The sequence below is a fragment of the uncultured Bradyrhizobium sp. genome (assembly GCF_947648125.1).
GTDB lineage: Bacteria > Pseudomonadota > Alphaproteobacteria > Rhizobiales > Xanthobacteraceae > Bradyrhizobium.
Genome location: NZ_CANSMR010000041.1, coordinates 23,758 through 48,718, shown reverse-complemented (window position 1 = coordinate 48,718; position 24,961 = coordinate 23,758). Strand labels below are relative to the sequence as shown.

Here is a 24,961-nt window from a genome sequence, read left to right as displayed (position 1 = left end):
CGAGCACGACGCCGAGACCGGAGGCGCTGTCGATGAGATTGGTCACCGTGCCGTTGGCGGCAATGCTCAGCGCATAGGCCGTGGTGCCGCCGTCCGCGCCGGTCTTCACCGTGAACGCACCGGCAAAGCTCTCCTTGTCGAGGGCATGACCCTGGGTCGGCACCAGGTCCGGCGTCGAGCCGTTGATGCCGGCGTTGGTCGCGGCCGACAGGTACGCCTCGTAGGTGTTCAGCGAGACGACCGTCTCATTCAGCGAGATCGACGGGCCGTCATCGTGGAAGGTGACATGCGAGCTGAGATCGAGCTTCTGGCTTACGCTGTCGCCGTCATTGTCGGTCACGGTCGCCGTCAGCGTCACCAGGCCGCCGGTCAGGCTGATGCCCTCATGGGTATCCGGGCTCGACGCGGTGTTCTCGTGCACCGCACGGTCTTGCGTCAGCGTCACGTCGCCGGTCGCCGGGTTGATCGTCAGTGTAAAGACAAGCCAGGCGGCCTGGCCCTCGTGGCCGGCCACATAGCCGGAGATCGTGTTGCCGCTCTGGTCGAGCACGACGCCGAGACCGGAGGCGCTGTCGATGAGATTGGTCACCGTGCCGTTACCGGCAATGCTCAGCGCATACGCCGTGGTCGCACCGTCGGCGCCGGTCACGATCGTGAACGCGCCGGCGAAGTTCTCCTTGTCCAGCGTATGACCCTGCGTCGGCGACGCATCGGGCGTCGAGCCGTTGATGCCCGCGTTGGTCGCGGCCGACAGATACGCTTCGAACGTGTTCAGCGAGCTCGTCGTCCCGCTCAGCGAGATCGCCGGACCATCGTCCAGGAACGTCAGATGCGGACCGACATCGGCGGTCGCGGTACCGGTCTGGTTGTTGTTATCCGTCACCGTCGCCGTCAGCGTGACCATCCCGGACGGCAGATGTACGCCTTCGTTGATGTCACCTCCCACCTCGCCGGTGCCCTCGTGCATCGAGCGAAGATCGGTGAGCGTGATGTGGCCGGTCGCGTCCACGGAGATCGTGAAGTTGGCGAGGCCGTTCTGACCTCCTCCCCTGCCGACAACCTGTCCGTTCTCCAGGAACAGGAACACGTGGTTGCCGGTCTGCGAATCGATCAGACCGGAATCGATGCCTTGCGCGCTGATCGACAGCGCGAAGGTCAGCGACTTCTCGCCACCGGGCACGGTGATCGAGAACGGGATCAGCCCCGTCGCCACGGTCGATCCTGCGGGTCCGAGCCCGGAGCCAGCGATCCCGTTGGTCGCAACGGTCAGGAAGCTCTCGTCCACCGCCAGATCCGGCGCGGCGCCCAGGGAAATGGTGGGGGCAGCAGGAGTAGACGTCTGGGGAAGCGTGGTACCGGTCGGCCCAGTGTCGTTGGGATTCGGCAGCGTTTCCGGCCCAGCCAGAACGTTGGTGGGAACGGGACCGAGATCATCCACCGCAAACGGACGGAAGTTCGCACCGCTCGCCTGCGCGTTGCCGTTCGAGTTGCCGCCATTGTCGGCCGCCGGCAACACGGAGGAGTCCGTGCTGATCGGAAACAGGCTTGCGAATTCCTGCACCGAGACGTCGCGACCAGGCGCCATCTCAATCGTGACGTTGTTCTGTCCATCCGCGCGGGAGTCGAAGAACGGCTCAACCGTGACGGTCGACTGGTTGTCGAACAGGATGATCAGCTTTTCGCCGATATGAACCAGCGTGATCTTTTCATTGGCGATCGACGAGAAGTCGACTTTCGCCTTCTGGTCGTATCCAAGATTGACGACCACCGCCTGATCGGTCAGCGGCTTGGTCAGCTTGTAAATTCGTAGGGGAGCCGAATTAGTGGAATTGCCGGTGCCGGTAGCCTGCGCGACCTGAAACGAACCCTGCATTATCGACTCCGCAAAATGCGATTAGAGGAAAAATTGTAGAAAAATTTAGTTTTAGGCTATTGTTAACCCTCCCCCCGGTCAAGAAATGTATTTGGTTAATCAATGCTTTCCCTGCGAGTGTGGTAAAGATCGAACAGGTCGCAGCTGCGAGAACAACGGCTTGGCCGATTCGGTTCGGTCGAAAGTCGATACGGGCCGCCGGGCACGGCCCATGCTGGCCGGTGATTTGGAGTGGTCGATGCGGGTGATTCGTCAGGGATGCGCCGCGGTTTTGCTTTGGAGCTCGATCGGTGCGGCATCCGCACAAGCCCCAACGCCAGTCCCGCAGCAAACCACGGTCGAACGCCAGGTTCGCGCCGTGGCCAACCGGGACACTCAAATCGGCATCTACCTCAACGTGTTACCTGATTGCACGTCGGGGCCGCTGCCGACTATCCGTCTGGTCACGTCACCGGCCGCGGGAAAGGTGGTGGTGAAGACAGCGAACGCCAAGACGACCAATTACAAGGCCTGCCTGGCGCTCGAGGTGCCCGCCTATGTCGCCTTCCACAAGGCGCCGCCCGAATTTCTCGGCGACGACTCCCTGACCATCGAGGTCAAGTACCACGGCGGCCGCACCGAAATTCACAAGATCACGGTCAACGTGAGCGGGCCTGGCGGCCGGCAGAAGATCTGACGCGACCGCCGATCTTGCCTAGCCTCCGGCGCGCGCATCGGAGCCCAGCCGCTCCGGGCCTGAACTCCGCTTTAGAGCGGCTCGCCTTCTGCCGTCTCCTGCTCCAGTTCGCGCGAGACCTCGCTCGGCGCGGCGGCTGGCTGCTGGACAAGCGCAGCCCTGTCCTCGTGGCAGTCGCTGATCCGACGGGCGACCACCCGGTCCGTCCTCGGCGCCTGGCCGTGGACTTCGTTGACTTCGGTATAGGCCTCGTCGCTCAGCACCGTGATGACGGTGCTCACCGGCCCCATGTAGTCGCACCGGTTGGAGAAGACATACCTGTTGCTGATCTTCTCAGGCCTTGAAGAATGGCAATTTCCGATCGACGGCGATGAGAACGTCGCCTTCATCGCCTGGGTCGGGTCGACACAGCGTATCATTTCGCGCTCGAGCAGCTTTTGCCGCACGTTCGAGGGCGACACGAGCTCCATCGTCCGCACGAAGCGCCACATGCCTTTCCGGAAAGTCGGTCCGTTGAAGCCGTCATCGGCCACCGCGCCATGGGAGAAGGACACGGAAAGCGCGATCACGGCGCCAAGCTTGCATGCGAAGACCTTCGACTGCCCGAAGCCCTCACGCGAAGTCATTTGTTGAATCCTTATCGGCCGCGTGATGCGCATCGCGTGACTTCGACTTGAAGCACGCGCAACCTCACTTCATTCCAGAACACTTCGCGTTAAGGTCGAGTAAATACTGATCCTTTTTGGTTGAGGTTTCTCCGCTCTCGGATCCACGCCCCGACGAAAGGGACCGGTCCGGGCCCGTCGCAAATCGGGCCCGTGCCTCAGCGCCCACGAGCTGATGCTGGCAAGCTTGCCTGCTAGCCTGTCTGACTGATCGCCAACCTAGTGCTGCAAACGCGCCGGAGCGGACTTTTCGGAGTTGGCTGCACCTCCGTCGTCGCAGTCGCCGATCCTGGTCGCGACGACCGTATCGGTCCTGGGATTCTCTCCGGTGCTGACCTCGTTGAGCTCGGTATAGGCCTCGTCGCTGCGCACGGTGATGACGGTGCTGACCGCGCCCATGTAATCGCACCGATGCCCGAAGGTGTATTGATTGCCCACCTTTTCAGGCTTGTCCGAGACGCAGTTTCCGATCGGATCCGGCGAGAAGGTCGCCTTCATGGCATAGGTTGGGTCGACGCAGCGGGTCGTTTCTGCGTTGACCACCCGATACTTGAAATTCTTGTTCGCAGTCCTGACGACGTCGAGCGTTCGGATGAAGCGCCAGAGGCCCTTGCGAAAGCTGGGACCAGAGAAGGATTGAGTGCCCTGAGCGGGCTGAGCCGCCGCGTACCGGCCGTTCGCCGATTGAGGAGATGGTGCCTGTGCATGCGTCGTCAGCGACGACGCGGAGACGATCATCAAGGTCAGTAGCGAACCTGCAATGGCACCACGAAAGTTCATTCCCACCCCCGATGTTCGCCCCGAAACCCGTTCGCGATGCGATCCGGTCAGGCGCTTGGAAGCAGTCGCTGCGAAACGACTCAGATGTCCCTCACCACTCGCAGGCCAATTGTGGCCAGTAAAGGCACGTTGTCGCAGCCGGACAGTCTTCGACTTAATTCCGTTCCACTGAACCAAAGCTGCAACACCTAACGCTCAATCCCCAAGGTGATTGGCTTAGCCCGCCGCGCTGCACTGGGCGGAGCGGTTTGACCTTGGAGGTTTTTTTTGCTCATTTAGCGCGAGATATTTTTTGCTCAATTACTTAGCCTATCGCCGGACGAGGGGGCACTGATGCGTATTCGGATTTGCTACATGGTCGCGGGCATGTTGGCCTTGGGCGCAACGCTATCAGGCGCTTCCCGGCCGGCGGCGGCCGCGGACCTCGGCCTCGTCACGAAAGCGCCGGTCGGCACCTGCACCGAGATCGTGTTCACCTGCGAGAACGGTCATCAATATCCGCTGTGCCCGCGCGCCGTGTCAGTGGAGGGCGAAGTGGTCACGGCCTCACTGCTGACCGGCCATGGCGGGGTGCATGTGCGGCTGGTGCCGATGGGCGTCGGCTATCGTTATGCCGGCCGTGGTGTCTGGCTGGATGGCTTCCGGGAAAACGCGCTGCTCAACTTCGGCAAGCACCACCAGGTGGCCTGCAGCATCGCACACTGATCAAGGCCTGATCCGGAAAAGCGCGAAGCGGTTTCCCACTGTCAGCGCTCCGCGCCCGCGCGGAGATCATGCTCAAACGAGGCGCGATAGCGATTCGGCCGGCTCGATCACGCGTTACTCTGCGCGTCGCGTCGCACCGATCGGCGCGACACGAAGCCGGCCGCTCCTCACCCCTTGGTGCGGAGCACGACGCGCGACGATCGTGAAAACATGTACGCCTTCGGATAGACGTAGACCGGGCAGTGGTCCTGCCACTGATACTGCTGCCAATTCCATTTCCAGCAGCCAGATTCGATCTGAGGCTCCTGCACGTAGTCCAGCCGGTACGGCGGATCACCAAACGGATAGTCGCCGCATCGCGCCGCCGTCGATGACAGAACGACGATTGAAGCGGCCGCGGCAATGATCGCAGAAAATGACTTGTTCATAACGCCCCTCGATCGAATGACGTGACGACGCGAGAGTGCCAAATCCGCCGGTCCTTATCAAGGTGCCGGCCGCCCGCGACGCGACGCCAACCGGCCGTCTACACGGCACGATTCTGCGTCGGCGAGCGGCCGCCGCCATCGGCGACCAGCACCGCTCCCGTCACAAAGGACGCCTCGTCGGAGGCCAGGAACAGGCAGCACGCCGCGATCTCGGCGGGCTCGGCCATCCGTCCCAGTGCGATCCGCCGTTCGACGCCGCGAAACTCGGTCTCGGCGGTGGTGCCATTCTGGTCCGCGAGCAATTGCATTTCATAAGCGCTCATCGGCGTCCGCACCCAACCGGGCGCCACGGCATTGGCGCGAATGCCGTCGGCGCCGTGGGCGTAGGCCAATGAACGCGTATAGGCGACGACGGCCGCCTTGCTGGCGGCGTAGCTTGCGCTGTCCGGGCTGGCATTGAACGCCGCAACCGAGGCGATGTTCACGATCGCGCCGCCGCGCTGCCGGAGCAGCGGCAGGGATGCCCGGCAGACCCGCATGGTACCCGTGAGGTTGACGTCGAGCGTCCTGGCCCAGACCTCGTCGGAGACGCTTGCGGGCTGATCCGGCACGATCAGGCCGGCGGCGTTGACGACGATATCGAGCCACGCGCCGCAGGCGGCGACGGCGTTGGCAATGTCGTCCGGCCGGGTGACGTCACCATGGACCGGCTGCCCTCCACACTCCGCGGCGACTGCTTGCAACTCGGCGTCACCGAGCCCGAACAGCACGACGCGCGCGCCGCTCAACGCCAGCAGCACAGCCGTGGCCCGGCCAATCCCCGTGGCTGCACCCGTCACCAGCGCGGTCTTTCCGTCCAGCCGCGGCATCAGAGCATGATCCGGAAAAGTGGAAACCGGTTCTCCGAAAAGATCATGCTCATCTAGAGTCCCCACTGTCGTTCGACGGCAAATCCGGTCTCCGGCAGCGTCGAACCGCCGTCGACGACGATAGTCTGCCCGGTGACATATTTGGCCTCGGTGGAAGCGAGAAAGAGCATCGCGCAGGCGATGTCGTCGGCACTCCCCATGTGCCCCATCGGAATGAAGCGCTCGAGCTTCGTCTTGTTCTCCGGCGCGCTCATGGTGCCGCGGCCGGGCTTCTCGATGAAGCCGGCTTCGACGCCGTTGACCGTGATGCCGTCGCGCGCGAGCTCGAATGCAGCGCCGCGGATGAATGCGTTGACGCCGGCCTTCGCCGCCGAGTAGTGCGCGCCGCCGCCCATCGCGACGCGCGCCGAGACCGAGGATGTCACCAGAATGCGTCCGAAGCCGACGGCGCGCATACGCGGAACTGCGGCCTGCGCGAGCCAGATGCTGGCGTTGAGATTGAGCGCCAGCGTCTCGTCGAGCTTTGCTTCATCGAGCTCGTCAAGCGAGGCCCACGGACAACCGCCGGCGTTGTGCACGACGATATCGAGCCGGCCGTATCGAGCGGCGACATCGTCAACCATCGCCCGCAAGCTGCTACGGTCCAACTTGTCGAACGGCACGCAATGCGCGACCCGTCCGTCGGCCGCCAGCTCGCGCGCCAGCGCCTCCGCCACATCGAGCGTCCGGTTGGCGATCACCACGGTCGCGCCGGCCTGCGCGAGCCGTGTCACGATGGCGGCACCGATCCCCCTGCCCCCGCCCGTGACGATGGCGACCCGGCCGTCGAGATTGAACGGAATCGCCTGCATCAGATTGCTCCCGCGCCGCGCAGCAAATCGATGAACTGCGCGAACACCGCCGTGTGCCTGTCGACGTCCCGCCCCGACGTCGCCGGACACATCAGCAGCATGGTGTGGAACGGCGTCACCAGAATGCCCTCGTTCATGTAGAACGCATGCAGCAAGGTCTCGAGATCGGGTTGCCGGCCCGCAATGACGTCGGCGCCGCTGCGCGGCGGGTGTGGCATGAACATGATCTCGGCGCGCGCGCCGATCTGGGTGACGTGCCAGGGTAGTCCTGCAGCCTCGATCAGCCGGCGCGCTTCCCGCGCGAGCGAGGTCGCGGTTCCGATCATCCGCTCATAATTCGCTGAGGTCAGGACCTTCTCCAGCACCGCGCGCATGGTGGCGACCGTCAGCGCGTTGCCGGCAAGCGTGCCGCCGAAACCAAGATGCGCGGACTGCCGCTCGCGCGGATTGACGTGGGGCACGAGCTTCCAGAGCCGCTCGGCGATCTCGTGGCTCAGACCGAACACACCGGCGGGGATGCCGCCCGCGATCGCCTTGCCGGCGACGAAGATGTCGGGCTCGAGCCCGTGGCTCTCCGTGTAGCCGCCCGGTCCGCAGGACAGCGTATGCGTCTCGTCGATGATGAGCACGGTGCCGGCGCGGCGGGTCAGGTCGCGCAACGCCTGGTGAAAACCGGGATCGACCGGGATCATGCCGAAATTCGTCATCAGCGGCTCGGTCAGCACGCAGGCGACATCGCCCTGCGCCAGCGCCGCCTCGAGTGCCGCGACATCGTTGAATTCGACCACCCGGCTCACGGCATCATGATCGATGCCGTTGGGATGGATCATGTTGCGCAAGCCGACGCGGCCGTCGCGGATCTCGACATGCGCCTCCTCGACGCCGCCATGATAGCAGCCGGAGAACACCAGCACCTTTCGCCGGCCGGTGATCATGCGCGAGATGCGGATCGCGGCGCGGTTGGCATCGGTCGCAGACGTCGTCAGGGTCCAGTATTTCGGACCGAAGCGGCGCGACAGCTCGGCGCCGACCCAGATACTGTCCTCCGTCGGCAGCATCATGGTCGCGCCACGCTTGAGCTGATGCAGCGCGGCTTCCGTCACCGCCTCCGGCGCGTGCCCGCACATGCCGCCGGTATCGCCGAGGCAGAAATCGATATAGTCGCGGCCGTCGATATCCCTGATATGCGCGCCGTGGGCCTCGTCGACATAAACCGGGAAGCCGCCGGCCCAGCGCCGCATCCAGTGCGACGGGCCGCCATAGAGGAAATGCTGCTTGCCATCCTGCCAAGCCGCCGCCGATCGCGGATGCAATGCCCGAAAGCGTTCCTGCTCGGCATCGAGCAAGCGGTTCAGAACGCCTGCGCGCTCAGTAGTTGTTGATGTCATAGCGCGATCCAGGCGGTCTTGAGGTCGGTATAGGCGTCGAGGGCATGGAGCGACTTGTCGCGTCCAAAGCCGGATTGCTTGAAGCCGCCGAGCGGCACCGTGATGTCGGCGCCGCCATAGGCATTGACGTGCACGACGCCAGCCCTGATGGCGCGCACCATGCGATGCGCCGTTGACAGGCTTCCGGTCCACACCGCCGAGGCAAGCCCATAGGGCGTCGCATTGGCCAGCGCGACGGCATCATCCTCGCCGTCGAACCGCGTGACTGACAGCACCGGCCCAAACACTTCCTCGCGCCAAACCTCCATCGACGGCGTCACCTCGGTGAGGATCGCGGGCGCCATGAAGTTGCCGCCGCTCTCGGCGCGGATCTGCTCGCCGCCGATCAGCCGCTTCGCACCCTGCGCTTCCGCGTGGGCCACCGCATCAAGGTTCTTACGCAACTGCACTTTGCTTGAGATGGCGCCGATATCCGAAGTCAGATCGAGGGGATCGCCGACCCTGAGCTTTCGGGTGGCGTCGAGCAGCGCATCCATGAAGCGATCGTAGATCGCGGATTGCACCAGCAGCCGCGAGCCCGCGACGCAGACCTGGCCCGAATTGCGGAAGATGCCGTTCGCGGAAACCTTGGCCGCATGCTTGATGTCGAGCACATCGGCAAACACGATGTTGGGCGACTTGCCGCCAAGCTCGAGGTGAACCCGCTTCAGGTTCGACCGCGCCGAGCATTCCAGAAGCCGCCGGCCGACCGCGCCCGAGCCGGTGAAGGCGAGCACGTCGACATCCATGTGCAGCGCGAGCGCCTCGCCCGCCGACGCGCCGCGGCCGGTGACGACGTTGAGCACGCCGTCCGGCAGGCCTGCCTCGGTCGCAAGCTCGGCAAGCCGCAGCAGCGTCAGCGATGCCAGTTCCGGAGGCTTGACCACGACCGAGTTTCCGGCGGCGAGCGCAGGGCCGATCTTCCACGCCCCGATCATCAGCGGGAAATTCCACGGCACGATCACACCGACGACGCCGAGCGGCTCGCGATGCACGAGCCCCAGCACGTCACCTGAGGTCGGCGCGATCTCGCCATACACCTTGTCGATCGCCTCGGCGTAGTAGCGAATAGTTCCGGCCGCCGACAGCGGTTCGGCCTTGTAGGCCATGCTGATCTCAGTGCCGTTGTCGCGCACACCGAGGACCGCGATCTCGAGCGCGTGCTGCTCGATCAGATCGGCGAACCGCAGCAGCACCTTCTTGCGCTGCGCCGGTGCCGCGCGCGACCAGCTTCCCTGCTCGAAGGCCTGCCGCGCCCGCTTCACCGCAAGGTCGATATCGGCCGCATCGCCGTCTGCAATGGTTGTCAGCACCTGGCCGTCGATCGGCGACACCACATCGAGCCGTGCCTCGCCGATCGCCTGCGCCGGCCGGCCGCCGATGAAGAGCTGCTGGGCCGGAATTGCGGCCGAGCGTAACAGATCGATCTGGGCTTGCTGCATGCGAGATCATCATGACGGAGACAAAAGCGGCTCCCGACCCGGGACCGCTGGCATGGCGCAATCCTCGCCAAATCAAGGCTTTGGCAGCAATCAACCGATAGGTGGATGTCGCCGCGGCCAGCGCCCTCATAGCGTGTTCGCACGATGGCCGAACGCCCTGCCCGCTGGGTGCAAACCAACTCGTCCACATCCCTCACGCCGCCGGCAAGCCGAAGGTCATGCCCGAGATCACGCAGCCCCGTATTCTTCTGATCGGCACTGGAGACACCAAGGCCGACGAACTGCTGTTCATGAGCGAGTGCATCACCCGCGCCGGCGGCACAACGATCATGATGGACATCAGCGTGCTCGGCGATCCGCCGTATCAGCCGGCTCATGACAAGCATGCGGTAGCGGCCGCTGCGCAGACCACGATCGCGGCGATCGCATCCAGCGGCGACGAAAACTCCGCGATGTCGCTGATGGCGGTCGGCGCTGCGACTCTGGCGCGCGAGCTTGCACAGCGCGGTGCGATCGACGGCGTGATCGCGATCGGCGGCACGATGGGTACCGACCTTGCGCTCGACGTCGCACAGGCGCTGCCGCTCGGCCTGCCGAAGCTGATCGTCTCGACCGTCGCCTTCTCGCATCTGATCCCGCCCGAGCGCGTCGCCGCCGATCTGATGATGATCCTGTGGGCCGGTGGCCTCTATGGCCTCAACGGCACCTGCACCGCCGTGCTGTCGCAAGCCTGCGGCGCGATCGTCGGCGCGGCGAAGAGCGCCAGCAAGCCGAGCCGGGACCGGCCGGTCGTTGCGATCACATCGCTCGGTAAGAGCTGCTTGCGCTACATGGTGGAGCTCAAGCCGCAGCTGGAGCAGCGCGGCTACGAGGTGGTGGTCTTCCACACCACAGGCATGGGTGGCCGCGCGATGGAATCGATCGCAGCCCAAGGCGGCTTTGCCGCGGTGCTGGACCTCAGCCTGCAGGAGGTCGCCAATCAGCTCACCGGCTCGGTGGTCAATTCAGGCGCCGACCGGCTGGAGAATGCCGGCAAGGCCGGCATTCCACAAATCGTCGCCCCGGGGGCGGTCGACATGGTGGACTTCCCGGCGTGGCTTGGGGTTCCGAACGAGCTGTCGGATCGGCCCTTTCATGCGCATAACCGATTGCTCGCGTCGGCGACTTCGGGAGCCGCAGATCGCCGCCGGATCGCCCACGCGATTGCGGAGAAGCTGGCCGGCGCCAGCGCGCCGGTCGCCTTTGTGCTGCCCGCCGGCGGCATCCAGCAATGGGACCGCGAAGGCGAAGCCCTGCACGATCCCGACGCCCTCGCCGCCTTCGTCGATGCGATGCGGTCGGCGGTCCGGCCACCGGTCGAGTTGCACGAGATCAAGGACCACATCAACAGCGCGACATTCAATGCAACGGTGCTCGGCATCTTCGATCGCTGGGTCGCGGCCGGAATTGTCCGCCCCGGCCGCGCGACGGTTGCCGCATGACGAGGCCGCTCGCAAAGGCGCTGGTGCTCGACTTCGGCGGCGTGATCTCGAAGACTCTGTTCGAGACTCATGACCTGACCGAGCGCGCGCTCGGGCTCGCACCTTGCACGCTGAAATGGCTCGGACCATTTGCCCCCGACAGCGATCCGCTCTGGACTGCGATGCAGCACGGCGAGATTTCCGAGCGCGACTACTGGCTGACCCGCAGCCGTGAGGTCGGGCGCATGGTCGGCGAGGACTGGCGCGACATGGAAACCTTCGTGAAGCGCGCGCGCGGCGCCGATCCCGACACCGTGATCCGCCCCGAGGCGACCCGCGCGATCACCCTCGCCGCCGACGCCGGGTTCCGGCTGGCGATCCTCTCGAACGAGCTCGACTTGTTCTACGGTGCCGATTTCCGCACCCGCCTTTCGATCCTCAGGCGCTTCGACACCATCGTCGATGCGACCCATACCGGGATCCTGAAACCCGATCCGCGGGCCTATCAAAGCGTGCTGGACGAACTGGCGCTGGAAGCAGAAGATTGCGTCTTCGTCGACGACCAGCGCCGCAACATCACGGGCGCCGCTGCGTGCAACATGCGCACGGTGCTGTTTGACGTGCGCAGCCCGGCCGCATCCTACGGCGAGGCGCTGCGGCATTTCGGGCTGCAATTCGACTAAAGCGTTTTCGAGCGAAGTCGGTACCGGTTCGCATGAAGAAAACGCGTCAAAACCAGACAGAGAACGATCATGCGCGACAGAAACTTCCTGGTTGAGAACAACGCCAAGCCGATCTGGCACCCGATGGCCCATCCTGCCGAGATGCAGGCGCAGCCGCCGCGGATCGTGATGAAGGGCGAAGGCGTCCACGTCACCGACATCGACGGCAACACCGTGATCGATGCGGTCGGCGGCCTCTGGAACGTCAACCTCGGCTACAGCTGCGATCCGATCAAGCAAGCGATCGCAGATCAGCTCAGCGCGCTGCCGTATTATTCCGGCTTCCGCGGCACCTCGAGCGGCCCCTCGATCGAGCTCGCCTACGAGCTCACCGAATGGTTCAAGCCGGAAGGCATGGTTCGCGCCTTCTTCACGTCGGGTGGATCGGACTCGGTCGAGACCGCGCTGCGGCTTGCGCGGCAATACTGGAAGATCAAGGGCCAGGCCGACCGCACCAAGTTTCTGGCGCTGAAGAAGGGTTATCACGGCACCCATTTCGGCGGCGCGTCGGTCAACGGCAACGCCAATTTCCGCCGCAACTATGAGCCGATGCTGCCCGGCGTATTCCATATCCCGGCGCCGTCGACCTATCGCAATCCCTTCAACGAGACCGATCCGGCCAGGCTCGCGCAGCTTTGCGCGGCGGCGATGGAGGAGGAGATCGCGTTCCAGGGCGCCGACACCATCGCGGCCTTCATCATGGAGCCGGTGCTAGGTGCCGGCGGCGTGATCGTGCCGCCGGACAGCTTCATGAAGCTCGTGCGCGAGATCTGTGACCGGCACGGCATCCTGATGATCGCAGACGAGGTCGTCACCGGGTTCGGGCGCACCGGCGCATGGTCGGGCTCGCGTCTCTGGGGCGTGAAGCCTGACATGATGACGATGGCCAAGGCTATCACCTCGGGCTATTTCCCGCTCGGTGCGACCTTGATCGGTGAGCAGGTCGCGGAAGCCTTCGAGACTGACACCACCAGTTTCGGCTCGATCGGCCATGGCTACACGTATTCGGGTCATCCGGTCGGCTGCGCCGCCGGCCTTGCGGCGCTGGCCGAGACCCGTCGCCTCAAGCTCGACGAGAATGCCGCCGCGCGCGGCAAGGACCTCGCGCAGGCGCTGGCCGCGCTCAAGGCCAAACATCCGCTGGTCGGCGACGTCAGAGGCAAGGGCCTGATGGCGGCGCTCGAGCTGGTCGCCGATCGCGACAGCAAGAAACCCGCCGACAAGAAGACGATGGCGAAGGTAGCGGATAGCGCCTACGAGGCCGGCGTGATGCTGCGCGTCTCCGGCAATAACCTGATCCTGTCCCCGCCCCTGATCCTCACCGCATTGGATGTGAAGGCGATCGCCGAAGGGATCGACGCCGGGCTCTCAGCGGCCGGCTGACAGCGCGCTGACGCAGGCCATGGCACGCTCGAACGGCGCGCCATCGGCCTTGTCGCGGTCGAGGCAATCGGCGAGCGAAGATGCCGACATTCTTTGATCGGTGCAGAAGATCCGCATGAAATCGGCCGCCAGCGCGACCTTGCGCGGCGCGGATTGGCGCTGCCAGTCGCCGCTGCTCAGATAGAGCAAGGACGCATCGTCAGCGCCGCTTTCCGCCGCCGCGCCGGGCGCGGCTGGCTGCACCGCCAACAGCGCCAGCAGCACGCCGGCCAGCGCACCCGCGCGATGCACACGGCCCCTCATTTGCTGTCCCTGGCATTCACCATCGGCGGCACGTCGAGCGCGGGATTGCGATCGAAGAAGTTGAATGGACGGAGCCGGAAGCCATGCCACAGGCCCGGCATGACCGGCCAGTCCTCGGCGCGCGGCACGTGGCGAAAGCCGACCGTGTACCACAGCACGAGGTCGCGATCCTCGATCGGCCGTTTCGCCGCCGTCCATTTCGGCAGGCCATCGACGTCAGGGTTTTCGTTTGGATACATGCCTGCCGCGTATCGCTCGTCCTTGGCGTAGGCCGAGGTCCACAGCGTGTAGGCGCTGAACCCTGCGCGCAACTGGATCGGATCGTCCTTGGCGAGCAGCGAGACGTCGGAGTGGCCGGGCATCAGCTGATAGCTCGTGCGATAGCCGCGGCTGTTGGTCTTGCCCGTACTCTCGATCCTGAACTGCGCCGCGCTCAGCGGCGTCGTGATCGGCCCTTCGGTCGCAACCGGCCTGGTGTCGACCTGCCAGAGGCTTTTGCGCTGGCCCTCATCCAGCCGGTGGACGCTGAAGCGATCCTCGACCAGCCGGTTCGAAGTGCCGTCGACGTCCATGTCGATTCGGAACGTCATGTAGTGATCGTGATTGACGGCCAGCAGCCGCTCGTCGACCAGCGTCCCGTAGGCCGTATCCTGCTTCGCCGTCGGGTCGCTCAAATTGCGGCTCGCAACGCCCTTGGTCGCGTCGATACCGTAGGCGCCGAGCCGCACGTCGATATTGCCGGCCCGATCGAACACGTAGTCCACCAGATAGTCGTAATTGCCGACGACCGGCGCCATCCGCACCACCAGCTCATTGTTCGGCCGCACCTCGGCAGTGTTGTTGAGCAGTTCGCTGTGGCGCCAGATCGGATCTCCGGTCGGCCGCTCGAAGATGCAGACCGCGCCCTTGGAGACGACAGGCATGCCCTTGGTGTCCGAGATCGTCAGATCGAGGAAATGCGCGCCTTCCGGGCAATCGATGCCGCGCTGCAATTCGCTGGAGAGCACGCCAAAACCATACTCGCCTATATCCATATAAGCGCGGAACGACCAGATCGGCGCCGGATCCATATAGGGCACGAACATCTCGCTCGCCGAGATCTGGTAGGCGATGTCACGGAACGTGCCGTGGTCGTCGTAGCGGATGAGCGACAGCACCGCGCCGACGCGCGGCTCGAGGCGGACATGGAACGACCAGTTGTCCCAGCGGACCTGGCCGCCCTCCACCTTCACATTGCTGCCCTCGGGCGCGGTGATCTCGATCGGCTTCGGTGGCTTGCGGTATTTTCCGGAGTCGGCGTAGGCGTGTGAAGGCGTCTGCGCCGGCGGCGGCACCACGCCGAGATCGGTTACCGACAACACGGTCTTGCTCTTGAGATCAACCTGGGCGACCAGGTTCTCGATCGGCTTGCCCCAGAGATTGTTGACAGCGCCCGTGGTGTCGACGCAGGGAACGTTGAGCAGACGGCGGCCTTTCAGGGCCGGGTCGCTCACCGGCCCGACCGTCAGCGGCAGGCACAGCACATTGTGGAAGTCGGTGATGCCGCGCTTGGCCATCGCGGCGATCCAGCGCGGGTCCTGCTTCGGCAGATCACCGGCCGACATCAGTTCGTCGATGGTCAGCGCGGCCTCATGATCCCTGACCTCGTCCCAGCCAAGCAGGCTGCGCGCGGCGAGATCGATATGCGCCTCGTAGAGATGCCCGCCGCTCAGCAGCGTCACGTTCGCGCGCCGTGTGAACGGCTGTCCTGGCTTCCACGCCCGCACCTCGTCCTTGGGATCCTCGTCGACCGTCATGGAAACGACCCGCGTCGCATCGTCGAACTTGCCGGCGCCGCGGAGGATATCGGAGACCGAACGGATTTCGTCCGTCGTCAGCCCGTCCATCGGGTGCATCGCGGCCGCCTGCGGCCACATCCTGCGCTCGGCCTGCGCCGGCAGCGGCGCCGCCATCATTGCCGCAATCAGGCCGGCCAATGCCCATCCACCATGCCGGTATCTCAGAGCCATCACGCCCTCCACTCGAAGCCAGAACGCTCAGAATACAAGCAAAGGTGACGGCGTGAAGGCCTGCCTCATCCGGTAACCCGTTCCGACGCGCCCGGCAGGATGGTGGCCGTGGTCGGCCTTGGCGCGGCACGGTGGACGTCGAGCAGCCGCACGCCGAGCCGATCGCGCAAGGCCGGCCAGATGCCGCGCGGCGCCACGATCATCACGACGACGGCTATGATGCCGAGCCCAACCAGATACCAGCCGCCGGACAGGCCGAGCGGCCCGGTCATCAGCTCGCGCAGGCCAAAGAAGATGATGACGCCGAGGATCGGGCCTTCCAGCGTTCCGATACCGCCGATGATCACGATGAACATCATGTAGACGGACCAGTTGACGTCGAAGGCCGCCAGCGGCGCGATGAACAAATTGCCCATGAAGCTCAGCGCACCCGCAAGCCCGCATCCCGCCGCCGACAGCACGAAGGCGATGAAGCGATTATGCCGGACGTCGACGCCGACACTCATCGCGGCCAGATCATTGTCGCGCACACTCATCAGCCCGAGGCCGAAGCTCGAGGTCATCATTTTATACAGCGCCGCGATGGTGACGAGGGTCAAGCCGCCGGCGAGCCAGAACATGGTCGGCTCGAACCAGTCGAAATCGATCAGCTTGCTGGTCGCGAGCGGCACGCCCGAGGTGCCGCCGACCGCCTGCGATTTCATCGTGAAGGCGCCGATGATCTCGGCAAACACCCACATCGCGATCGAGAAATAGGCGTCGCGCAAACGAAACAGCGGAAAGGCGATGATCGCCGCGACGGCCGCGGCCACCAGCGGCGCCACCGGCAACACCCAGATCGGGGTCACCTCGAGCCAGCCGGAGGTCAGGAACAGCGCATAGGCACCGAAAGCGATAAAGACCTGATGGCCGAGCGAGACCAGCCCGGCGTAACCCGCCAGCAGGTTCCACATCTGCGCCATCGTCAGCAGCAGCAGGCATTCGGTTGCAAGCCGCAGGATGCCTTCATTCAGCACGAAGGGTGCGCCGGCGATAACAGCGACCAGCACGATAGCGCAGGCCAGGAGAATTGTCCGTGTCGGCATCGGCGTCACACCCTGCTCGACACGAGACCCGACGGGCGGATCAACAGCATGATGAAGAACAGCAGATGCGCGTAGAGCAGCCCGGCGTTCGGATCGATCTTCAGCCCGATCAATTGCGCCATGCCGAGCGCGATGCCGCCGAGCAGCGCGCCCCAGAACGAGCCGAGCCCGCCCAGCACCACGACCTCGAAGGCGATCAGGAGCCGCTCGGCCCCCGAGAATGGCGTGAAGCTCGACCGCACCGCGAGCAGCACACCGCCGATTGCGCCGAGCGCGAGCGACAGGCCCATCACATAGTTATAGACCCGGTCCGGCTTGACCCCGGACAGCCGGACGATGTCGCGGCGGTCGGCGGTGGCACGCACGATCCGCCCGAACTCGGTATGGCGCAGCACGAGCTGCAGCGCCATGAACAGCAGCGCGGCGAGCACCAGCGTGAGCAGCGGCATGATGCCGATGTTGAGGCCGCCGATCTCGAGGCTGGCGCGCGACAGCTCGCCGACCTGGAGGCTGCGCACGTCGGCTCCAAATAACTCGACCATGACGTTGCGCAGGATCACCGAAACGCCGAAGGTCAGCAGCAGCGGCGACAGCGGATCCGGCGACGTCACGACCCGGTTGACGATGGCAGCCTGGTAGAGCCAGCCGACCGCAAAAGACAGCGCGATCACCGGGATCAGCATCAAGAGCGGCGAGACCTGCGGGAACAGGTTGGAAAGCAGCACGGCGCAGAACGCGCTCAGCACCATGAATTCGCCGTGCGCGATGTTGACGACGCGCATCACGCCGAACACCAGTGCGAGCCCGATGCCGAGCAGGCCGTAGAGCCCGCCCAGCAGGGCCCCGTTGATCAATGTCTCAACCCAGATCATGTCGTGCCAATCCTGGCTAGTTACCGAAATAAGCGTGCGTCAGCTGCTCCGGCTGCAACCCCTGCGCCAGGCCGGTCAGCGACACCCGCCCCTTCAACAGACAATAGATCCGCTCCGATGTCGCGAGCGCGCGCTTGACGTCCTGCTCGACCAGCACGACGGCAGTACCCTCGCGGCGAATGTCGGCAAACGAGCGATAGATCTGCTCGACCACGACCGGCGCGAGCCCGAGCGAGATCTCGTCGCACAGGAGGAGCCGCGGGTTCGACATCAGCGCGCGGCCGATCGCCGCCATCTGCTGCTGGCCGCCGGAGAGCTGGCCCGGAAACATCCGCCGCCGCTCTTCCAGGATCGGGAACAGGTCGAACACCCGCCGCAGCGTCCAGCTGCCCTTGCGACGGTTGACGCTGCCCATCAGCAGGTTCTCCTCGATGGTCAGCGAGTCGAACAGCAGGCGCCCCTCGGGCACCATGATGAGCCCGAGCCGCGACACCTCCTCGGCCGGCATCTGCGAGATGTCGATGCCGTCGAAATGCACCGCCCCGCGCCGCTCCTCGTTGAGCCCGACCAACGCCTTCAGGAACGTCGATTTGCCCGCGCCGTTGGCGCCGACCAGCGCCACCGCCTCGCCGTCGGCGACGGTGAAATTCATGTCGAACACGGCCTGGAGATCGCCGTAGAAGATCTGCAGGCCGTTCACATCAAGCAACGCCATCGGCCTTCAATCCCATGTAGATCTCGCGCACCACGGCGCTGTCCATCACCTCGGCCGGAGGTCCTTCCAGCACCTTGCGGCCGAAATCGAGCACCATGATCCGATCCGACACCGCGCGCAGCGCGTGCGGAATGTGCTCGATCCAGATCATGGCGTGATCTGCCTTCACCGACTTGATGATGGCAACGAGTCGCTCGACCTCGGGCTCGGTCAGCCCGGCGGCGATCTCGTCGAGCAGGATCAGCTTCGGTTTCGAGGCCAGCGCCTTGGCGAATTCCAGCCGCTTGCGATCGATCAGCGGCAAGGCGCCCGCGAGCTTGTCCGCCTTGGCGTCGAGCCCGGTCCGCTGCAACACCTGCATGGTCCAGTCGGACGCCGCCTCGCCATAGAGACCCGCCCCGTAGGACGCCGCGACCAGCGCGTTCTCGTAGACCGATAGATGCGGAAAGGGCTGCGGGATCTGGAACGCCCGCCCGAGCCCCATCCGCGCCCGTCGATGCGGCGGCAGGCCCGATATCTCCTTGTCGTCGAGCATGATCGAACCGCCGTCGGCCGTGAGCAGGCCGACGATCAGGTTGAGCAGCGAGCTCTTGCCGGCGCCATTCGGGCCGATCACGCCGAGGCATTCGCCGCGCGCCAGCTCGAAGCTGACGTTATCGGCGACCACGATCTCGCCGAAACGCTTCGACAGCCCGCTGACGCGCAGAAGCGGTGCCATCTCAGGCGAGCTTCGACAGCAATGCGAGATCGGCCTGCTTCGGGATGAACGGCGCCGTCCCGTTGTGCACGATCAAGAGCTCGTATTTCGCCTTGCCGCCCTTGGTCTTGCGCCATTGCCCGCCGGACAGCGAGGTCACCGCGACGTTCTTGATCGGCGTTCCCTTGAACTTCACCGGTCCGACCACCGTCTCCATGTCGAGACCCGCTATGGCATCGCGCAGCGAGTTCTTGTCCTTCGGGTCGCTGTTCTGCAATGCCGCCAGCGCGACCTCCCACAGGGCATGGGCGTAGCCGATCGGCTGGGTCCATTGCTTGCCCGTCGTCTTCTCCCATTCCGCGGCGAGCTCGGCGGCGCTCTGCCCGGTCAACGACGACTTGAACGGATAGGCCGGCGTCCACCACACCTCGGTCGACATGCCGTCGCCGCGATCGCCGAGCGCGTTCACGGCGCTTGGGAACAGGAAAGCCGCCGCGACCGTGCAGATCTGCGGCTTGAAGCCGGCCTGCGCCGCCTGGTTCCACAGCGTCACCCAGTGATTGCCGTAGGTAAATCCGGAGACGATATCGACGCCGTTGCTCTTGAACGACGACACCTGGTTGGTGAAGTCATCGGTCGCGATCTGGAATTTTCCGGCGGAGAATTCCTGATAGCCCGCCCCGGTAATGCCACCGGGCAGACCGACCTTCGGGTCGGAGAACGCCTGGCCCGCGGGATTGTCGATGTAGAGCGTGCCGACCTTCTTGTTGGTGTCGACCGACTGCCACATGCCGAGGAAATTCTTTACGACGTCATCGGCGCCCCAGAAGAAGTGATAGCTGTAAGGGAAGCCCTTGTCGGGGGTCGACTTGCGCGGGAACATCCAGCCCTGCCACGGCACCATGGTCGAAATCGATGGAATGCCGCGGGCATCGGCGAGCTCCTGCACCGGGGCCTGCGCGTCGCCGTCCTCGATCAGGATCAGATCGCATTTCTCCCGCAGCACCAGTTCGCTCGCGACCACCGACGAACGGTTCGGATCGGACTGATTGTCCTTGAAGACAAACTCGACCTGCCAGGTCTTGCCGCCGATCTTCAGGCCGTCCTTGAGCCGGGCCTTGATGCGTTCATGGATCCAAGTGTCGGGCTCGGCAAACGGCGCGCGGACGCCGGACAGGCATCCGACCCAGCCGATCTTGATGGTGTTGCCGGCGGCCCGCGCGACGTTGACCAGCGGCACGTTCATCGCCGATGCGAGACCGGTCGCACCGGCCGCCTTCAGCAGCGTGCGCCGGTCGAGCCGGCCGGACGTCTTGTCATTCTTTGTCTCAGTCATGTCCCTCTCCCTCCATAACCAATGATGAAATTGTTCGATCTCGGGCTCACGCCGCCGACTGCTGGATCGCCGCCCGGCTCACCGCGGCAAATTTGCACAATGTGTTCTCGATGATCTGGCGCGGGATGCCGCGCACGATGAAGACGAGCCGCGAGCGCCGGTCCGCCGACGGCCAGCCCTGCAACGTGATCGGCGGATGGAACACATGCTGCACGCCATGCACCACGACCGGCGCATCGGGCTGTTCGGCGACATGCACGATCGCCTTGAAGCGCAGCAGGTCCTCGCCCTTGAGCGCCGCGACATAGTCGAGCCAGCGCGCGAATGCGTCGCGCTGGATGGGCTCGTCGATGATCAGGCTGTAGGACGACACGTCGGCATCGTGCGCGTGATGGCTGTGGTGGCCGCAATCCGCGCCGTCGCAACCGTGATCGGCGTGATGATGCGGCGCGTTCGCCGCCTGCGCTGCAAGATCGAACCAGCGCACGACATCGGCGGAGCGGGCCGCCGGATCGAACAGGCCAGCGTCGAGAACCCTGGCCGGATCGACGATTCCGTTCCGCACATGCGCGCGCGTCGCGACCGGGTTGATCGCGGCAAGCCTCGTATCGAGCCGCGCCAGTTCTTCTTCGGCGGCAAGATCGGTCTTGGTCACGAGCAGCCGGTCGGCGACCGCGATCTGCCTGACGGCTTCGCTGTGCGCCTCGAGTGTATGCGCGCCGTTGACAGCATCGACCGTCGCGACCACGCCGTCGATCCGATAGCGGCTGAGGACATCGGGCGCCGTCATCAGTGTGTGCAGCACCGGCACGGGATCGGCGAGCCCGGTGGTCTCGACCAGTACGCGGTGGAACGGCGGGATCGCCCCAGTGGCGCGGCGGGCGGCGAGATCGGCCAGCGTCTCGATCAGGTCCCCGCGGACCGAGCAGCAGATGCAGCCATTGTCGAGCAGTGCGAGACGGTCCTTGCTGCTCTCGACCAGCAGATGATCCAGCGCGACCTCGCCGAACTCGTTGATGATGGCGACGACGCCATTGAGCTCGGGCTGGCGCAGCAGATGGTTCAGCACCGTGGTCTTGCCGCTGCCGAGGAAACCGGTCAGCACCGTGACCGGGATCTGATCCGCCGCAATCATCACGCGCCCCGCTGGTAGACTTTGCGGCCTTCGAAGAAGGTCATCTCGACCCGCGTGTCGGCCAGCTGGTCCGGCGGGATGTCGAAGATCATCTGGTCGAGCACGATCAGGTCGGCCGACTTGCCGACCTCGATCGAGCCGATCGATTGGCCCAGGCCGGCCGCACGCGCGGCATCGATGGTGTAGATGTCGATCACGGTGGCGAGATCGAGCGCCTGCTCGGCCCACAACGACTTTCCGGGAAAATCCCCGGTGGGATTTTGCCGGGTCACCATGCCCTCGATGCCCTGCCAGGGATCGGGGATCGGGATCACCGGCCAGTCCGAACCGCCGGCCATCAGCGCGCCGGCGTCTTTCAGGTCCCTGTTCGGCCAGAAGCGCTGCGCGCGCTCCTCGCCCATCGCAGCCTTGTGCGCTTCGAGAAAGACGGTCGGATACCAGATGATCGGCGACAGATCGGCCGCGACGCCGAGCTCGGCGAAGCGCTTGATGTCGTCGGGCGCGATGTAGCTTGCATGGGCGATCTGGTGGACCAGATGGGTCGCCCCGTTGAAGCTGCGCACGACATCGATCGCGTCGAGCGCCTGCGTCACCGCGGCATCGCCCGCGCAATGGATCTTCGCCGCAAGGCCGAGCTTCTCGCAGCGCCCGAGCCAGCGGATCAGGTCGGGCACAGTCAGCATGGTCGATCCGCGGAAGCAGCAGCCGCGCACCGGGTCGGCCAGATAGGGCTCGTGGAAGGCGGCGGTCTTGGCGCCAGGCACGCCGTCGAGAAACACCTTCACATAGTCCGGCTTCACATGCGCGCCGCGATACTGCTCGCGCAGCGCAAACAGTTCCTCGCCAGCCTTGCCGAACATGAAGCCCGGCTCGACCACCGGCATCGCGCAGACCGCCCAGGCGGTCAGCTCGCCGCGGTCATCGAGCCCCTTCAGCGCCGCCATGATCGGCTGCATGCTGGCGGCGTCGATGAAGGCGGTGACACCATAGGCGTTCAGCACCGAGATCGAGCGCGCCACCGCCGCGCGGTCCATCTCGGCCGTGTAGTGACCGGAGGCCGCGAGCGCCCGCTCGACCAGACCCGAGGCGGCCTCGATCATGATCCCGGTCAGCGTCCCGGTCTTGAGGTCGCGGCCGATCTCGCCGTCGGTCGGATCGGGGGTATTGGCCTCAACGCCGGCCAACCGCAGCGCCGCCGAGCTTGCCCAGCGATTGTGATAGGTGTCGTCGCGCAGCACGACGGGATGCCCGAGGCACGCCGCATCCAGCAGCGCGCAGGACTCCGCGGTGTTCATCTCGTTCAGCAGATTGTTGCCGAACTGCCCGCCGACGATCCAGGCGCCGGGCGCAGCCGCTGAGGCCGCCTTGTGCAGGGTCTCGGCGATCCTTGGCACGCTGTCGGCGTTGGAGAAGCGCAGCTCGTAGAGATCGGCCTGCCCGCCCATCATGATGTGATTGTGGATGTCGACGATCCCCGGCATCGCCATGCGTCCGCCGAGATCGACGGTCTTGCTCCCCTCGCCGACCAGCGTCGCGACATCGCGCTCCTCGCCCACGGCGATGAACCGGCCGGCCTTGACCGCCGCGCAGGTCGCCCAGGGCAGCTCCCGGTTCGACGTGTAGATCCGGCCGTTGCGGAAGACCGTGTCGGCGAATGTCCTGTTCATACGGAGCAACTTCTCGATTGGGAAAGTCCGGAGCGATTAGCCTTTCGCGGCGCCAGCGGCGAAACCGCGCGTGGCGCCGGCATGATCGGCCAAACGTTCGACATGTCGGCATTTGGAACAATCCACCGTCCGGTGGATGCTCCGCCGCCTGCCGCAATGCGGGCAGGCGGCCCTCTCAGTAGCCCAGCGCCAGCCCGTCCTTGCGATGATCGGAGGCGCCGAGCAGAACGCCGCGCGCATGGTCGATGCGGATCGCCTGGCAGCCGCCGATCGGCTCCTCGGAGAAGCGCGCATCGTGACCACGGGCGCGAAGGTCGTCGCGGATTGCTGGCGATATCGTCGTCTCCAGCGACAGCGCACCGTCGAAGGCAAAGGAGCGCGGTGCCTCGGCGGCCGCCTGGATGTCCATCTTCAGATCGAAGATGTTCGACAGCAGATTGGCATGGCCGGCGGCCTGGTAGTGCCCGCCCATCACGCCGAACGACATCACGGTCTTGCCGTCCTTGCGCAGCAGGCCGGGGATGATGGTGTGCATCGGGCGCTTGCGCGGCCCGAGCGAATTGAGGTGTCCGGGCCTGGCGCGAAAGCTCCAGCCGCGGTTATGCAGCAGAATGCCCGATCTCGGCGCGTAGATGCCGCTGCCGAACGGATAGAACAGCGAGTTGATCAGCGAGACGGCGTTGAGGTCGCGGTCGACAACCGTGACATAGACGGTGTCGCGATGCTCGATATCGTCCCAGGCGGCGGGCGCGGAGGCGCGGCCCATGTCGATCTTGCTGCGGATCCTCCCGATATGATCTTCGGCCAGGAATGCGGCCGGATCGACCTTGCCGGCGGCGGGATCGCAGAAGAAGGCGTCGCGCGCGCGGTAAGCGGCCTTGGTTGCCTCAGCCAGCAGATGGATCCGATCGGCCTGCGCGAGCGCGCCGACATCGAAGCCGGCGAGCGTCCGCAGGATCATCAGCGCCGCCAGGCCCTGCCCGTTCGGCGGACACTCGATCACGTCGTGGTCGTGGTAGCGCGCCGAGATCGGCTGCACATAGTCGGAGGTCTGCGCGGCGAAATCGTCTGTGCTGTGGGCGCCGCCGAGCCTGCGCAAGATGCCGGCCATCTCGTCGGCGGCCTCGCCTGCGTAGAACGCCTCGCGCCCGTGCTGCGCGATCCGGCGCAAGGTCCGGCCAAGTGCAGGCTGCGTGCGGATGTCGCCAACCTCGGGCACCTTGCCGCCGGGAAGGAACTGCGCCGCCGCGTTGGCGTCGATCTCGATCCGCGCCCGGAAGCGGCGCCAGTCCTCCGCGACGCGCGGTGTCACGCAGAAGCCCTGCTCAGCAGCCGCGATCGCCGGCCGAAAGATCTCCTCCAGCGACCTGCTGCCCTGATCGGCGACCAGCCTGCACCACGCATCGATGGCGCCCGGCACGGTCACGGCCTCGGGCGCAGTCGGCGGAATGTCGCGCGCGCCGCTGCGGGCATATTTTTCTGCATCGGTGCCGGCGGGCGTGCGGCCCGAGCCGTTCAGCGCGATCGGCTCGCCGGCCTTCGGCGAATACAGCGCAAAGCAGTCGCCGCCGATCCCGGTCATCTGTGGCTCGACGACGCCCTGCACCGCCACCGCCGCCACCGCGGCATCGACGGCATTGCCACCGGCCTTCAACATCTCGACCGCGGCAAGCGTCGCCTGCGGGTGCGAGGTCGCGGCCATGCCACGCTCCGCGACCGCCACGGAACGGCCGATGGCCATGAAATCACGCATATCGCTTCCTTCAATGTTCGCGAGCGGCAGCCGCTCGCCAACATTGTCGAAAACGACACCGGTCCTTGGGGAACTTTCGGTCGGCGGCACGGTGAGCGGCAATCCACC

Annotated in this window: 23 protein-coding genes; 5 read left to right on the top strand and 18 right to left on the bottom strand. The window is 65.3% G+C overall.

Going from position 1 to position 24,961, the window contains the following annotated elements; translation table 11 throughout:
* Positions 1 to 1,873 (bottom strand): DUF5801 repeats-in-toxin domain-containing protein (locus tag Q0030_RS37505; RefSeq protein ID WP_298379178.1); only part of this gene is annotated, 1,873 nt, incomplete at its 3' end.
* Between the two features lie 160 nt (positions 1,874 to 2,033).
* Between Q0030_RS37505 and Q0030_RS37500 the strand changes: the two genes are divergently transcribed.
* Positions 2,034 to 2,549 (top strand): hypothetical protein, encoded by a 516-nt coding sequence (locus tag Q0030_RS37500; protein ID WP_298379176.1) that lies wholly within the window; start codon positions 2,034 to 2,036, stop codon positions 2,547 to 2,549.
* Positions 2,550 to 2,620: 71 nt separating this feature from the next.
* Here Q0030_RS37500 and Q0030_RS37495 read toward each other — a convergent pair whose 3' ends face one another.
* Together Q0030_RS37495 and Q0030_RS37490 are read right to left on the bottom strand one after the other, a co-directional pair.
* Complete coding sequence (locus Q0030_RS37495; protein ID WP_298379174.1) at positions 2,621 to 3,208, bottom strand: hypothetical protein; 588 nt, start codon at positions 3,206 to 3,208, stop codon at positions 2,621 to 2,623.
* Positions 3,209 to 3,433: 225 nt separating this feature from the next.
* A complete protein-coding gene (locus tag Q0030_RS37490; RefSeq protein ID WP_298379172.1) occupies positions 3,434 to 3,994 on the bottom strand; it encodes a hypothetical protein in 561 nt (186 codons plus the stop codon).
* A gap of 333 nt (positions 3,995 to 4,327) precedes the next feature.
* Between Q0030_RS37490 and Q0030_RS37485 the strand changes: the two genes are divergently transcribed.
* The gene (locus Q0030_RS37485) at positions 4,328 to 4,699 is read left to right on the top strand and encodes a hypothetical protein (protein ID WP_298379169.1); all 372 of its coding nucleotides are present in this window, start codon (positions 4,328 to 4,330) and stop codon (positions 4,697 to 4,699) included.
* Between the two features lie 167 nt (positions 4,700 to 4,866).
* Here Q0030_RS37485 and Q0030_RS37480 read toward each other — a convergent pair whose 3' ends face one another.
* The 5 genes from Q0030_RS37480 to Q0030_RS37460 form a co-directional block, all read right to left on the bottom strand.
* Positions 4,867 to 5,127 carry a hypothetical protein gene (locus tag Q0030_RS37480; protein WP_298379167.1) on the bottom strand — a complete coding sequence of 87 codons (261 nt, stop codon included), beginning with the start codon at positions 5,125 to 5,127 and terminating at the stop codon, positions 4,867 to 4,869.
* Positions 5,128 to 5,225: 98 nt separating this feature from the next.
* Positions 5,226 to 5,996, bottom strand: a complete 771-nt coding sequence (locus tag Q0030_RS37475) for an SDR family oxidoreductase (protein WP_298379164.1) — start codon at positions 5,994 to 5,996, stop codon at positions 5,226 to 5,228.
* Between the two features lie 53 nt (positions 5,997 to 6,049).
* On the bottom strand, positions 6,050 to 6,847 hold the full coding sequence (locus Q0030_RS37470) for an SDR family oxidoreductase (RefSeq protein WP_298379161.1): 798 nt from the start codon (positions 6,845 to 6,847) through the stop codon (positions 6,050 to 6,052).
* The gene (locus Q0030_RS37465) at positions 6,847 to 8,235 is read right to left on the bottom strand and encodes a transaminase (RefSeq protein ID WP_298379159.1); all 1,389 of its coding nucleotides are present in this window, start codon (positions 8,233 to 8,235) and stop codon (positions 6,847 to 6,849) included. Before Q0030_RS37465 ends, Q0030_RS37470 begins: the two co-directional genes overlap by 1 nt.
* The gene (locus tag Q0030_RS37460; protein WP_298379157.1) at positions 8,232 to 9,716 is read right to left on the bottom strand and encodes an aldehyde dehydrogenase; all 1,485 of its coding nucleotides are present in this window, start codon (positions 9,714 to 9,716) and stop codon (positions 8,232 to 8,234) included. The genes Q0030_RS37465 and Q0030_RS37460 overlap by 4 nt, the downstream gene beginning before the upstream one ends.
* A gap of 218 nt (positions 9,717 to 9,934) precedes the next feature.
* Between Q0030_RS37460 and Q0030_RS37455 the strand changes: the two genes are divergently transcribed.
* The 3 genes from Q0030_RS37455 to Q0030_RS37445 all read left to right on the top strand — a co-directional run bounded on the left by Q0030_RS37455 (position 9,935) and on the right by Q0030_RS37445 (position 13,281).
* Positions 9,935 to 11,197, top strand: coding sequence for a Tm-1-like ATP-binding domain-containing protein (locus Q0030_RS37455; protein WP_298379154.1), 1,263 nt, complete (start codon positions 9,935 to 9,937; stop codon positions 11,195 to 11,197).
* Entirely contained in the window at positions 11,194 to 11,859 is a 666-nt protein-coding gene (locus Q0030_RS37450; RefSeq protein WP_298379152.1) for an HAD-IA family hydrolase, read from the top strand. The genes Q0030_RS37455 and Q0030_RS37450 overlap by 4 nt, the downstream gene beginning before the upstream one ends.
* A gap of 69 nt (positions 11,860 to 11,928) precedes the next feature.
* The gene (locus Q0030_RS37445; RefSeq protein WP_298379149.1) at positions 11,929 to 13,281 is read left to right on the top strand and encodes an aminotransferase class III-fold pyridoxal phosphate-dependent enzyme; all 1,353 of its coding nucleotides are present in this window, start codon (positions 11,929 to 11,931) and stop codon (positions 13,279 to 13,281) included.
* Here Q0030_RS37445 and Q0030_RS37440 read toward each other — a convergent pair.
* The 10 genes from Q0030_RS37440 to Q0030_RS37395 all read right to left on the bottom strand — a co-directional run bounded on the left by Q0030_RS37440 (position 13,267) and on the right by Q0030_RS37395 (position 24,853).
* A complete protein-coding gene (locus Q0030_RS37440; RefSeq protein ID WP_298379146.1) occupies positions 13,267 to 13,584 on the bottom strand; it encodes a hypothetical protein in 318 nt (105 codons plus the stop codon). The genes Q0030_RS37445 and Q0030_RS37440 overlap by 15 nt on opposite strands.
* Positions 13,581 to 15,593: a tyramine oxidase gene (locus Q0030_RS37435; protein WP_298379144.1), complete on the bottom strand. Its 2,013-nt coding sequence runs from the start codon at positions 15,591 to 15,593 to the stop codon at positions 13,581 to 13,583. Before Q0030_RS37435 ends, Q0030_RS37440 begins: the two co-directional genes overlap by 4 nt.
* Positions 15,594 to 15,658: 65 nt before the next feature.
* Positions 15,659 to 16,678, bottom strand: coding sequence for a branched-chain amino acid ABC transporter permease (locus Q0030_RS37430; protein WP_298379142.1), 1,020 nt, complete (start codon positions 16,676 to 16,678; stop codon positions 15,659 to 15,661).
* Positions 16,679 to 16,683: 5 nt separating this feature from the next.
* On the bottom strand, positions 16,684 to 17,550 hold the full coding sequence (locus Q0030_RS37425; protein ID WP_298379140.1) for a branched-chain amino acid ABC transporter permease: 867 nt from the start codon (positions 17,548 to 17,550) through the stop codon (positions 16,684 to 16,686).
* Positions 17,551 to 17,566: 16 nt separating this feature from the next.
* The gene (locus Q0030_RS37420) at positions 17,567 to 18,265 is read right to left on the bottom strand and encodes an ABC transporter ATP-binding protein (protein WP_298379139.1); all 699 of its coding nucleotides are present in this window, start codon (positions 18,263 to 18,265) and stop codon (positions 17,567 to 17,569) included.
* Positions 18,252 to 18,983 carry an ABC transporter ATP-binding protein gene (locus Q0030_RS37415; protein WP_298379138.1) on the bottom strand — a complete coding sequence of 244 codons (732 nt, stop codon included), beginning with the start codon at positions 18,981 to 18,983 and terminating at the stop codon, positions 18,252 to 18,254. The genes Q0030_RS37420 and Q0030_RS37415 overlap by 14 nt, the downstream gene beginning before the upstream one ends.
* 1 nt (position 18,984) lies before the next feature.
* Positions 18,985 to 20,298: an ABC transporter substrate-binding protein gene (locus Q0030_RS37410; RefSeq protein WP_298379137.1), complete on the bottom strand. Its 1,314-nt coding sequence runs from the start codon at positions 20,296 to 20,298 to the stop codon at positions 18,985 to 18,987.
* Positions 20,299 to 20,344: 46 nt separating this feature from the next.
* Positions 20,345 to 21,433 carry a GTP-binding protein gene (locus Q0030_RS37405; RefSeq protein ID WP_298379135.1) on the bottom strand — a complete coding sequence of 363 codons (1,089 nt, stop codon included), beginning with the start codon at positions 21,431 to 21,433 and terminating at the stop codon, positions 20,345 to 20,347.
* Positions 21,433 to 23,100: an amidohydrolase gene (locus Q0030_RS37400; RefSeq protein WP_298379133.1), complete on the bottom strand. Its 1,668-nt coding sequence runs from the start codon at positions 23,098 to 23,100 to the stop codon at positions 21,433 to 21,435. The genes Q0030_RS37405 and Q0030_RS37400 overlap by 1 nt, the downstream gene beginning before the upstream one ends.
* Positions 23,101 to 23,275: 175 nt before the next feature.
* Positions 23,276 to 24,853 (bottom strand): gamma-glutamyltransferase family protein, encoded by a 1,578-nt coding sequence (locus Q0030_RS37395; protein ID WP_298379129.1) that lies wholly within the window; start codon positions 24,851 to 24,853, stop codon positions 23,276 to 23,278.
* Positions 24,854 to 24,961 lie beyond the last annotated feature (108 nt).

Bases quoted from the DNA above. Each gene is read 5' to 3' on its own strand.
- Q0030_RS37465 (WP_298379159.1), bottom strand. From the start codon at position 8,235: ATGACATCAACAACTACTGAGCGCGCAGGCGTTCTGAACCGCTTGCTC.
- Q0030_RS37495 (WP_298379174.1), bottom strand. From the start codon at position 3,208: ATGCGCATCACGCGGCCGATAAGGATTCAACAAATGACTTCGCGTGAG.
- Q0030_RS37450 (WP_298379152.1), top strand. From the start codon at position 11,194: ATGACGAGGCCGCTCGCAAAGGCGCTGGTGCTCGACTTCGGCGGCGTG.
- Q0030_RS37445 (WP_298379149.1), top strand. From the start codon at position 11,929: ATGCGCGACAGAAACTTCCTGGTTGAGAACAACGCCAAGCCGATCTGG.
- Q0030_RS37460 (WP_298379157.1), bottom strand. From the start codon at position 9,716: ATGCAGCAAGCCCAGATCGATCTGTTACGCTCGGCCGCAATTCCGGCC.
- Q0030_RS37395 (WP_298379129.1), bottom strand. From the start codon at position 24,853: ATGCGTGATTTCATGGCCATCGGCCGTTCCGTGGCGGTCGCGGAGCGT.
- Q0030_RS37405 (WP_298379135.1), bottom strand. From the start codon at position 21,433: ATGATTGCGGCGGATCAGATCCCGGTCACGGTGCTGACCGGTTTCCTC.
- Q0030_RS37485 (WP_298379169.1), top strand. From the start codon at position 4,328: ATGCGTATTCGGATTTGCTACATGGTCGCGGGCATGTTGGCCTTGGGC.
- Q0030_RS37470 (WP_298379161.1), bottom strand. From the start codon at position 6,847: ATGCAGGCGATTCCGTTCAATCTCGACGGCCGGGTCGCCATCGTCACG.
- Q0030_RS37400 (WP_298379133.1), bottom strand. From the start codon at position 23,100: ATGAACAGGACATTCGCCGACACGGTCTTCCGCAACGGCCGGATCTAC.
- Q0030_RS37425 (WP_298379140.1), bottom strand. From the start codon at position 17,550: ATGATCTGGGTTGAGACATTGATCAACGGGGCCCTGCTGGGCGGGCTC.
- Q0030_RS37410 (WP_298379137.1), bottom strand. From the start codon at position 20,298: ATGACTGAGACAAAGAATGACAAGACGTCCGGCCGGCTCGACCGGCGC.
- Q0030_RS37430 (WP_298379142.1), bottom strand. From the start codon at position 16,678: ATGCCGACACGGACAATTCTCCTGGCCTGCGCTATCGTGCTGGTCGCT.
- Q0030_RS37480 (WP_298379167.1), bottom strand. From the start codon at position 5,127: ATGAACAAGTCATTTTCTGCGATCATTGCCGCGGCCGCTTCAATCGTC.
- Q0030_RS37435 (WP_298379144.1), bottom strand. From the start codon at position 15,593: ATGGCTCTGAGATACCGGCATGGTGGATGGGCATTGGCCGGCCTGATT.
- Q0030_RS37420 (WP_298379139.1), bottom strand. From the start codon at position 18,265: ATGGCGTTGCTTGATGTGAACGGCCTGCAGATCTTCTACGGCGATCTC.
- Q0030_RS37455 (WP_298379154.1), top strand. From the start codon at position 9,935: ATGCCCGAGATCACGCAGCCCCGTATTCTTCTGATCGGCACTGGAGAC.
- Q0030_RS37490 (WP_298379172.1), bottom strand. From the start codon at position 3,994: ATGAACTTTCGTGGTGCCATTGCAGGTTCGCTACTGACCTTGATGATC.
- Q0030_RS37415 (WP_298379138.1), bottom strand. From the start codon at position 18,983: ATGGCACCGCTTCTGCGCGTCAGCGGGCTGTCGAAGCGTTTCGGCGAG.
- Q0030_RS37475 (WP_298379164.1), bottom strand. From the start codon at position 5,996: ATGCCGCGGCTGGACGGAAAGACCGCGCTGGTGACGGGTGCAGCCACG.
- Q0030_RS37440 (WP_298379146.1), bottom strand. From the start codon at position 13,584: ATGAGGGGCCGTGTGCATCGCGCGGGTGCGCTGGCCGGCGTGCTGCTG.